The sequence below is a fragment of the Nonomuraea recticatena genome, from assembly GCF_039533245.1.
GTDB classification, from domain to species: Bacteria; Actinomycetota; Actinomycetes; order Streptosporangiales; family Streptosporangiaceae; genus Nonomuraea; species Nonomuraea roseola.
In genome coordinates this window covers 1-9,921 of the sequence record NZ_BAAATE010000071.1, presented here as the reverse complement: position 1 = coordinate 9,921, position 9,921 = coordinate 1, and the positions used below count along the sequence as shown (strand labels likewise).

The following is a 9,921-nucleotide window of genomic DNA, read 5'->3' as shown; positions in this document are numbered from 1 at the left end:
CGGCCGCCTCCGGCGACGCGATCGACGGCGCCGACTGGGTCCGCCAGCGCGCCGAGCACGCCGAGCGCCGCGCCCAGCTGATCGAAACCGTGCTGACCGCCTTCGCCGCCGACCGCGACCTGCACGAGCAGGTCCGCGGCTTACTGCTGGCCCGCCACGCACACCTGGAGGCGAGCACCACGGCGGCGCAGGAAGCCGCCGAGCGCGCCGAGCGCCGAGCCGCCAACGCCGAGCGCGACCGCGACATCGCCCGCGAGCAGGCCGATGAGGCGCAGGCCGCCCGGCAGGCCGCCGAGCGCCGGGCCGACGACGCCAGCGCCGAGGCGGCCGCCGCCCACCGCCAGGCCGCCGAGGAGGTCCGCCGCGCCGAGCGGCGGGCCGCCCAGGCCGAGGGGCAGGCCCGCGGAGCCGAGGCCGCCCGCGAGCGCGCCTACGCCGCGCTGACCGAGGTCCGGGAACTGGCGCAGGCGGAGCGGGAGCAGGCGGCCGAGGCCTCGGCCGCCCAGCAGGCCCGGATCGCCGAGCTGGCGCACGCAGTGGCCACCAAGGACGCCGAGGTGCACGCCGCTCGGGAGCAGGCCGCCGAGCTGCGTCGGCGGCTGGAGGAGCAGGCCGGGCAGCTGCAGCGGCTCCAGAGTGACGTGGATCAGGCTCGGACCGAGACGAGGGCGGTACGGGAGGACCTCGGGCGCGAGCTGGGTGAGGTCCGCCGCCAGGCGGAGACGGAGACCGCACGGCTGCAGACCCAACTGGGCGAGGCCCAGCAGCAGGCCGCCGGCGCAGCCGTCGACGCTGCCGCTCGGATCTCCCGTGCCGAGACCGAGCGGGATCTGGCACGCGAGGAGGCGGGGCGCCTTCGTCGGGAGCTGGCCGAGTCCATCGCCGAGCGCGAGCGGCAGCGAGCCCGCGCCGAGCAGGCCGAAGCACCGGCACCATCGAAGACTGCTGGTGGAACTGGTGCGTCAGGGGAGTTGTAGGGGGTCGAGGCGGCTCTCCGGCACTCACGGCTGTAGCCCGAGTGGGTCGCTGCGCTGGCAGCCAAGCTCAAGTCGCCGATCACCTCGACAACCACGTCACCCAGGACGAACTGTCCGCCCACGCCCCCGGCGCAACTCCAGCTCGAGCAACGCCCCAGGGTAGGCACGGTCATAGGCAGCCGCCCACGCGATGGCCAGCTCAGGAGCGGCCAGCAGCCACAGCGCCTCGACATGGTCCAGATGCAGAACGCTCAAGGTGGGGAAGTTGGCTTCCTCCAACTGGCCGACGACCAATCCGAGCGCCAGCAGGCCTCGCCAGCACCTCAGTAGTTGGCGGGCGTCCTCAGGCCTCTGCGCGCCACTCTCGGCTTCACCTGCAACGCCAGCGCCGGCTGGGTGATCTCCGCTCAGATGAGGGGAAGCCCGGTCAGCCGTGCGGCGTGCAGGCGGTGGGTGCCGTTGGCGCCGCGGGCGTATAGCGGGCCCGCCGGTCCGGGAGTTCGGTTGACGCAGATGGGGTCGCCACGCGGGTTCCACACGTCGAGCGCTTGGTCCACGGGGCCGTTCAGCAGCGCGGACGCCATGGCGGGGACCGTGCCAGGCCGGTGGCTGGCGAAGTCATTCCATACCCGCTGCCCGGGGTAGGCCACCGCGACCGGGTCGATCCAGCCGAACGTCACGCATCCGCCCAGCCTGATGAGATCAGAAGAGCCGAGATCGCTGTGGACTCTAAGCGACGGATCCAGCAAACGCCCCAGCTCGAGAGCAGGCGCAGCGCTGAGATTGAGCTCGGCGGCTCGCCGCTGCAGGAACGTGGCCACATCGGTCCCGGTCGGCCAGCTGTCGCGCACGTGCTGCCCGAGTTCGGCGAACAAAACCCGCTGACGGTCGGCACTCGCATCCCACACCACGTCCGTCGGAGAATCGGCGCGCAATGAGCACGCCTGGGAGATCCGGGTTGCTGGGCTATCGCGACTTCGGCTCGTGTGAGGCGGAGGTGCTCGCGTTCGTGGCCGCGCGGATGTGGGCTTCCACCAAGGGTCCGCGGGCGCTGTTCGACCGGGCGCGGGTCCACATGCTGAAGGAGCGGATCCTGCTGCCAGGCATCACCGTGCTGACCCGGCTGGTGGGCGAGGCGCGCAAGGCGGAGAACGATCGGCTGCAGGCCCTGCTATCGGGACAGTTGTCGGCCCAGATGCGCGCCGCGCTGGCAGGGCTCTTGCGAATGGGGGAGGGGCGCAGATTCTCGGAACTGGAGCGGCTGCGCATGGCGCCGACGAAAGCCTCAGGTCGGGTACTTGCGGTGCAGTTGCAGCGGGTGGCCGAGATCACCGAGCTCGGAGCGGGCTCCGTGGCGGTCCAACCGGTGCCGGAGGTGAAGCTCGCCGCGCTGGCCCGTTACGGCAAGGCGCCAGCGTGGCAGAGCTGGCCGAGCACCGAAGGACGCGAGGTTGCTGGCCGCGGTGCGGCACCTGGAGACCGCGTTGGTCGATGACGCGCTCGATGTGCTGGATCTGTTGATCTCCTCGGGGTCTGAGGAACAACGGAACCGGATCGTGCGCCAAGCCCTCTCAGAGCAGGTCAGCGCTGTACAGCTTCTCCCCGGACCCCCTTTGAGAGCAGCTGGCCCGAGCGCTACCGCTAATTCCTGTACTCATCCTCCTCGGAGGCCGATATGCGGCATGGACCTGCACCATCAGCAGAACCTCGTCGACCACATCACGGTCGTCCGAGTCGACAGTCCGGGAGCGCGGCCGCACCGCCCATCGCAGCAGGATCCCGGCGACCACCAGCGCTACCCGGCGGCCATGCGGCACAAGCCGGATACGGCCATCTGGGCGCTTGCATTCCAGCCCAGCCACGGATAGGCAAGTCGGACAGCTCAGCGAAGTCAGCACATCGATCCCGTGCCCCAGCGGGCAGCGCCGAGCAACCGGTTCTCATTAACGCGCGCGGAGAAGCTCACAGATACTCGCCGGGTCATACTCGGGGCACCCCGAGGGACGCAGGGGCCAGAGTGCGCCGGACACGAGACTGTGATCCACCATGGCCGGTATTGCGCGTATCTCCCTGGACCCGGCCTTGCGCGCGGGCGGGGACTGGAAGAAGAACCGCCGCCCATCCCCTCAGCCACATCCTGCAACGCGGCCTGACCTGGTCACACCACCGGCACGCCCACCAAGCCCGCGCCCGCAGCAGCCACTACTGGAAACGATGGCTACGCCACACAACAAAATCCAAATCTAGACCACGAAACATGACTGTAGTACTAGATGAATGAGTCCAAGGGATCTAGTCACGTTCAGTGGTCGTAGGCGATCAGGGATCGTTTGATCGGCTGGTTGGTCTTGTCGTTATGCCAGATCGCTGCGGTCAGCGCGAGGATCCTGGACAGCACGCGGATGATGACTCCGGCTGGACTTCGGCCGCCGTGGCGTTCCAGGTCGAGCTGGCCCTTGAAGGTCTGATTGATCGATTCGATGGTCTGGCGTAGCGGTTTGAACAGCCGCGCTCCGGCCCGCGCAGGTTCGCCCTGGCCGGCCGGTCGCAGCAGGCGCACATCACGCTCGGTCAGCGCGTGCTCGAAGTCGCGCCCGTAGTACTGCCGGTCGGCGATGATCGACTGGCCTGGATGTCCGGCCACCACCTCGTGAGCGGCATCGAGCATCCCGAGCAGGGTGTGGCGCTCATCGGCCTTGGCGCCGGTGAGGGCGAACATCACCGGTAGCCCGCCCAGGGTGCACAGCAGATGCAGGCGCAGCCCCCAGAAATACCGGGAGTGACTGGCGCAGTAGCCGTACTCGGCCCACCCTGCCAGGTCACTGCGCCGGGCGGTGTCGCGGGAGCGGCCGCACTCCACCGGGGTGGAGTCGACCAGCCACACATCATCGCTCCACAGCGTGGTGTCGGCGGCCAGCATCCTGATCATGTGAAGGACCAGCCCCGATGCCTTACATAACCGCTTGCCGTACCCCGACTGCCCGGGCAGGTAGGGGAACATCCCGCCCAGCTCGGCGTGGGCATAGCGCAGCCAGCGCCGTTCGGAGACGAAGCCCAGCAACGCCGACATGACCGCCAAGGTCACCAGTTCGGCGTCGCTGAGCGTGGGCGTGATACCCGTTTTCGGCCGCCACGGGGCCAGACCTGGTGAGGCCTTCAGCAGATCGTCGACCTTCACGTACAGTGCGGTTGCGAGGGTGTTCAGCTCGGTCGTCACAAACTGAGGATGGGCGCCCTCGCCCTATCTCCGCAGCTATGCCTTGGACTCATTCATCTAGTCGACGCCTTGCACATGCAGGCTAGCGCCGCCGTCCTGCATGATCCCGACGTCCGCGCCTACTACCAGCAACTTCGAGGCCGCGACATCGCACACAATGCCGCCCTGCGTCAGATCGCCAAACCGGCTCGTCGGCATCCTGCACGGCTGTCTCAAAAACCATGATCACTACGACTCGCGACCGCATGGTCGCACCGCAATCACGACTCCGTGGGTGCTTGACACACAACCTTCTGGGATGTCTGACCCTCGCGGAAAGGACGCGAAGAGCAACGAGGCCGTCCTTCGTTCGACGGGCGCCGGCGCCTCACTTCGCGTTGGTCGAGGTCGGTGAGCGTCGATGCTTGTCGGTCGCGAGACGGCTCATATCTGCCCGTGGCGGAAGCAGCGGCTGTCCGTGCCACTGGCAGAAGATCAAGTTGGTGTGGACCAGCGTGACCTCCGCTCGCGCTGTCAGTTCGTTCAGGATGAACCGCTGAAGGTCGAGGGCATCTGCGGCCGCCACGTGGATGATGTAGTCGTCCGGGCCGGTCAAGTGGTAGAGCATGCGGGTCTCAGGCTGGGCGAGCACATGCTCCACGAAGGAGTCCACGAGCGGCTGGCGGTGCGGATGGATGCGGACCGCCAGCAGGGCCTCCAACGGCCTGCCCACGGCGGCTGCTCGCACGTGCATCATGTATCGCTCGATGACCCCGGCGGAACGAAGGCGGCTGACCCGGCCGAGGCAGGTGGACGGCGCGACACCCACCAGGTTCGCCAGCTCTCGATTGGTGATCCGTGCATCATTCTGCAGCAGCCGGAGAATCTCTAGATCGATCGAATCCAGATCGATGTTTCGGTCCATGCACGAAATATAATTCAGACTCTCTGGAAGAGATTCGTCAATGGTTCGACCATACTGCCATGACTCCTCTCCAGGCGCTCGATACACGTGCTGTTCACAGTGGGCGGGAGGACCTTGCGGCGCTCGGGCTCCATGCTGTCCCGCTGGACCTGTCGACCGCATATCCGTCGCATGACACCTGGTCTCAGGGCGCCCTGCTCGATGCGTTCGCCGCTGGTGAGATGCCGCCTGGTCACCCCATCTACGGCAGGCTCGGCAACACGACGGTCGCCCGCTTCGAAGCCGCCATGGCCGATCTGGAAGGATGCGCCGCCGCGGTGGCCTTCAGCAGCGGCATGGCCGCGCTGACGGCGTGCCTGCTCGCCAGCGTGGCACGGCAGCGGCCCCACATCGTGGCTATCCGCCCGCTCTACGGCACGAGCGATCATTTGCTCGACTCCGGACTGCTCGGCACCACGGTTACCTGGACGACTCCAGAAGACCTGCCCGCTGCGATCCAGTCGGACACCGGGCTGATCATCATGGAGACCCCGGCCAACCCGACCCTCAGCGAACACGACATCGGGCGGCTCGCCAAAGCGGCCGGTGACCTTCCGTTGCTGGTGGACAACACCTTCGCCACGCCCATCCTGCAGCGCCCCGCTGAACACGGCGCCCAGATGGTTCTCCACAGCGCCACCAAGTTCCTCGGCGGCCATGGTGATGTCATGGGCGGGGTCGTCACGTGCACGGAAGACTTCGCCCGCGCGCTGCGTCAGATCCGCATCGTCACCGGAGCCGTACTGCACCCCTTCGCCGGATATCTGCTGCTCCGCGGACTCTCGACGCTGCCGATACGGGTCCGCCGCGCCGCGGCCACCGCCGCCGAGTTGGCCCGCCGGCTCGCGGCACACCCGTCCGTGACACGGGTGTTCTATCCCGCCCACACCGACGATCGCCCTCCCGGCCAGATGGACGGCGGTGGATCACTCGTCTCCTTCGAAGTCGCGGGCGACCCGCGCGACGTCGTCGCTCGGGTGCGGCTCATCACCCCGGCCGTCAGCCTCGGAGGGGTGGACACGTTGATCCAGCACCCCTCTTCTCTCACGCACCGCATCGTCCCCGATGACGTCCGGCAGCGAAGCGGCATCAGCGACCGCCTGCTGCGGCTGGCGGTGGGGCTGGAGGATCCCGACGATCTCTGGCACGACCTTGACCGAAGCCTTTCCACGTCCGCTCAGGAGGCAGCCCGATGACCATCATGAACACCGCCGACCGAGGGCTCGTAGGTGCCCTTCACGTTCCAGGGCCCGCCGATGATTACGCCGACAAACTCATGCTGTTCGGCCAGTTCATCGGCTCCTGGGATGTCGAATGGTCGGGAACCGACCTCAACGGAAGGCCCGCTCAGGCAAAGGGCGAACTCCACTTCGGCTGGGTCCTCGGCGGCCGAGCCGTACAGGACATCTGGATCGTGCCAGGCCGTCACGAGGCCCTGCCGTCCGGCCGTCTGCGGGCATTCCACGGCACCACGGTCCGCTTCTACGACCCAGAGCTCGACGCGTGGCGTTCCACATGGATCGAACCGATCAACGCCCGTGTCAGGCGCTTCATAGGTCGGCCTGCGAACGGCGACATCGTCTTGCTCAGTGACGAGGATGATCCATGGCTGCGCTGGCGGTTCACCGACATCACGGACAGGTCTGCGCGCTGGCAGGGCGAGATCTCCTATGACGCGGGAGCCAATTGGGTACTCGAAGAGGAGATGCGCCTGACTCGTATTCCGAACTGATCGACCCTTCGGTGCGAACGCTCATGGTCAACGGCGCGCAAGTCAGCCAAAATCTGGCCACGGGGACAGTCGGACGTTCCACATGTGATGCGCGCCGCTCTTCAGTTCATGGACGAGTGGCTCGACTACGTCTGGCCGGCCCTGACCCGACCCTGCCCACCTCCAGCGGGAATGTCGCGTACGCGCGCTGGGGCTGCTCGCCCTGTTCTCGCCGGCCGCCTTGCGGGGGTGCAAGAGGCGGCCGGCCAGGTCGAAGCGGTTGACTCCTGACTGACCGGTAGGACCGATGGCGCGACGGCACCGCCGACATTGCCCGCGCCCAACATCCTCTGCCCTGTCCACATGGGCAGTGATTGCCGTGGCGGGCCGTGCCTCCGCCAATGGCGATGGACGACCGCCCACCGGCGAGTCCTTGAACAGCGACGGCCATTCCTCCCGAGCCACAGCAGCAGCCGCGCAGAAGCACGTCTGCCTGCGGGATCTCTGGCGAAGCCGATTGGCAGGTTCTGGCCGAACATTGGCAGAGCTCGATCTCGTTGCGTCGCGCCTCCTTCGGCTATGCATGAACACATCCCTTTTGAAGAGGGAACGATGGCTTAGGGGGAACACATGAAGACGCTCGCGACAATCGTGGCGGCTGTCTGTACAACAGGTGGGCGTCGGGCGAAGGGACGCCCGGCGTGAGCGTCCTCGTCAGTGAGCCCACAGACCGGCAGCCTGCCTTCTGGCACGACCTTCAGGCGGTCGCAGAGGGCTGAGTCCCGCTCGGGCAAGCAGGGCTACGGTCATGGCGGGGAGCCTGACTGGACAGTTGTTCGCGTGGCAGCCGGCCGGGGACATCCCTCCGGCCCGTCGACATGAACGAGCGCTGTGCCGAACGGTCTCCTCAACCGACGGGCATCGACTTGACTGACGCCCCGTGCGCGCGGGTTGCGCGATGCGCTCGTCCCGGCGATGCATCGTCCGGCACTCGCTGACGACCAAGTACATGATCGAGGCGCATCAGCTCCTGGCCTCCTCCGGGCTCGCCAGCAGCGGAGCGGCTTCGTGCCATTCTCCAAGCGTTGTGGAAGGACTTCATGATCTCGATGAGCAGGACCGCCGTACAGGTGAGCGGGTTGTTCGACGGCGAGCGTATGTTCGACGGTCCGGCGGTGGTGCTGGTGGAAGACGGCCGGATCGCCGAAGTGGCGTCGGGCACGCAGGCACCGGACGGGTGGCCGACGCGGCGGCACGACGGCACCCTGCTTCCCGGCCTGATCGACGCGCACGTGCACTTGTGCGCGGACAGCGGCCCTGGCGCGCTCGACCGGCTCGCCGACAGCTCCACGGATCGGCTGGAGGCCACGATCGAGGCGTCGCTCCGCACGCACCTCGCGGCCGGCGTCACCACGGTACGTGACCTGGGCGATCAGCAGGATGCCGTGCTGAGGTGGAGGAACCGGCCCACGCCAGGGCTGCCGACAGTTGTGGCGTCAGGAACGCCGATCACGAGCGTGGGCGGGCACTGCTGGCCGCTCGGCGGCCAGGTGCGCGGGCTGACGGAGTTGCGGGAGGCGATCAGGCGGAGGGCGGACCTCGGCGCGGACGTCATCAAGATCATGGCCAGCGGGGGGGTGCTCACACCGGGAACCGACACCACGAGGGCGCAGTTCACTGGGGAGGAGCTGCGAGAGGCGGTGGCCGAGGCGCACCGGCTCGGCCTGCCGATCACCGCGCATGCGCACGCGCTGGAGGCGGTACGCCTGGCGCTGGAGGCGGGCGTGGACGGCATCGAGCACTGCACCTGTCTGACATCCGGCGGCGTCCACATCGACGACGAATTGCTCATCGCCCTGGCCGAGTCGAAGATCGCCGTCTGCGCGACGCTGGGATCCGATCCAGGCGTTATGGTTCCGCCCGAGATCCTGGCCGTGGCGGCGCGGGCCGGCATCACCGAGGCAGCCCTCCAGGAGATCGCCAGTGCGCTGCGAGCGGGCGGCGTACGCATGGTGGCCGGATCAGACGGCGGCATCGGGCCAGCGAAGCCGCACGGCCTGCTCCCGCTGACGCTCGAGGAGTACGTGAGGTCCGGGTGGCCGGTGGAGGCAGCCCTTACTGCCGCCACCTCGGTCGCCGCCGACGTATGTGGCCTGGCAGGAAGGAAGGGCCGCATCAAGCCCGGCCACGATGCCGACTTCCTGGTCGTCCGGGGAGATCCGACCCGCGACATCTCCGCACTCCTGGAACCCGTGGTCACCTACCTCGGCGGTGACAGCGTCTGGCAGCAACAGGGCGAGGACCTCGATTCAGTTGTCGCCGGCCATGAACAGTAAGTCCTGCCCGGCGTTCCATTCTCCGGCCGGTCATCGGCCGCGGTGCCATCGTCCTGCGCATCGCCGGCCGCCTCGGTGCGCTCACCACGACCTCCTCCACCAGGTCGCGCCGGCTTGCACTCATCGGGCTGCTGGTCGAAGCACGCACGCCGCTGAGCGCGATTATGATTCCTGACCCTACGCCCGGAGGGGACGAGCGAAGCGGATTGTGCCGCATACCGGGGCGGGGCAGGCGGTCCTGACCTTTCACCAGGCGCTCTGCCTCATCGCGACAGTTGGGATAACGAGCAGGACGATGGGTGCCTTCTCTGCGGATCGCGGCTTCGGCAACCTACCTCTGTTCCAGTTCGCGGGCGGCGTTGTCACTCGTGTCATGGAGCATGTCCTTTCCGCTGCTGCCGCATTCGCCATCGACGACATGATCGGGACAACGCCGCGAAAAGACGCGCTGAGAACCTGGCTTTCTGGCAGTGGGCCGTCATCGAGACGCTGCGCCTGGCGGGCCTCCGTGTCGAGGAGCTCAGCGAGCTGAGCCACCTCAGCATCCGTCAGTACCAGCGCCTCAACGGCGAAGTCGTGGCCCTGCTGGTCGTCACCCCCTCCAAGAGCGACCGCGAGCGCATCATCCCTATAATAGCGCCTAACAGAATGATCTCCGGTGTGCTTTGATCTCTCGCTGTAGCGGTCGTGAGAGGAGTACGGGTGGCGCGGGCGAAGCCGTGGGAGGTCAGCGACGA

The 9,921-nt window shown here is 67.7% G+C and carries 9 protein-coding genes and 1 pseudogene; 5 read left to right on the top strand and 5 right to left on the bottom strand.

What is annotated here, in order from left to right; genetic code table 11:
* Positions 1-977 (top strand): annotated as a pseudogene (locus ABFX50_RS49620) (hypothetical protein); the annotation flags it as partial.
* A 96-nt stretch (positions 978-1,073) separates the two neighbouring features.
* On the opposite strand, the gene ABFX50_RS49615 reads toward ABFX50_RS49620, so the two are convergent.
* Both ABFX50_RS49615 and ABFX50_RS49610 read right to left on the bottom strand, forming a co-directional pair.
* Positions 1,074-1,232, bottom strand: coding sequence for a hypothetical protein (locus ABFX50_RS49615; protein WP_346158076.1), 159 nt, complete (start codon positions 1,230-1,232; stop codon positions 1,074-1,076).
* Positions 1,233-1,384: 152 nt separating this feature from the next.
* Complete coding sequence (locus tag ABFX50_RS49610) at positions 1,385-1,912, bottom strand: hypothetical protein (protein ID WP_346158073.1); 528 nt, start codon at positions 1,910-1,912, stop codon at positions 1,385-1,387.
* Between the two features lie 23 nt (positions 1,913-1,935).
* Between ABFX50_RS49610 and ABFX50_RS49605 the strand changes: the two genes are divergently transcribed.
* Positions 1,936-2,472 (top strand): DUF4158 domain-containing protein, encoded by a 537-nt coding sequence (locus ABFX50_RS49605; protein ID WP_346158071.1) that lies wholly within the window; start codon positions 1,936-1,938, stop codon positions 2,470-2,472.
* A gap of 807 nt (positions 2,473-3,279) precedes the next feature.
* On the opposite strand, the gene ABFX50_RS49600 is transcribed toward ABFX50_RS49605, so the two are convergent.
* Together ABFX50_RS49600 and ABFX50_RS49595 are read right to left on the bottom strand one after the other, a co-directional pair.
* Positions 3,280-4,194: an IS982 family transposase gene (locus ABFX50_RS49600; RefSeq protein ID WP_346158068.1), complete on the bottom strand. Its 915-nt coding sequence runs from the start codon at positions 4,192-4,194 to the stop codon at positions 3,280-3,282.
* 367 nt (positions 4,195-4,561) lie between these two features.
* Positions 4,562-5,098: an Lrp/AsnC family transcriptional regulator gene (locus ABFX50_RS49595; protein WP_346158066.1), complete on the bottom strand. Its 537-nt coding sequence runs from the start codon at positions 5,096-5,098 to the stop codon at positions 4,562-4,564.
* A 59-nt stretch (positions 5,099-5,157) separates the two neighbouring features.
* Between ABFX50_RS49595 and ABFX50_RS49590 the strand changes: the two genes are divergently transcribed.
* The 3 genes from ABFX50_RS49590 (at position 5,158) to ABFX50_RS49580 (ending at position 9,184) form a co-directional block, all read left to right on the top strand.
* Entirely contained in the window at positions 5,158-6,333 is a 1,176-nt protein-coding gene (locus ABFX50_RS49590) for a trans-sulfuration enzyme family protein (protein ID WP_346158063.1), read from the top strand.
* Positions 6,330-6,869 carry a hypothetical protein gene (locus ABFX50_RS49585; protein ID WP_346158061.1) on the top strand — a complete coding sequence of 180 codons (540 nt, stop codon included), beginning with the start codon at positions 6,330-6,332 and terminating at the stop codon, positions 6,867-6,869. Before ABFX50_RS49590 ends, ABFX50_RS49585 begins: the two co-directional genes overlap by 4 nt.
* Positions 6,870-7,933: 1,064 nt before the next feature.
* On the top strand, positions 7,934-9,184 hold the full coding sequence (locus ABFX50_RS49580; protein ID WP_346158059.1) for a metal-dependent hydrolase family protein: 1,251 nt from the start codon (positions 7,934-7,936) through the stop codon (positions 9,182-9,184).
* A 246-nt stretch (positions 9,185-9,430) separates the two neighbouring features.
* On the opposite strand, the gene ABFX50_RS49575 is transcribed toward ABFX50_RS49580, so the two are convergent.
* A partial coding sequence (locus ABFX50_RS49575; RefSeq protein WP_346158057.1) for a hypothetical protein occupies positions 9,431-9,921 on the bottom strand: 491 nt, incomplete at its 5' end.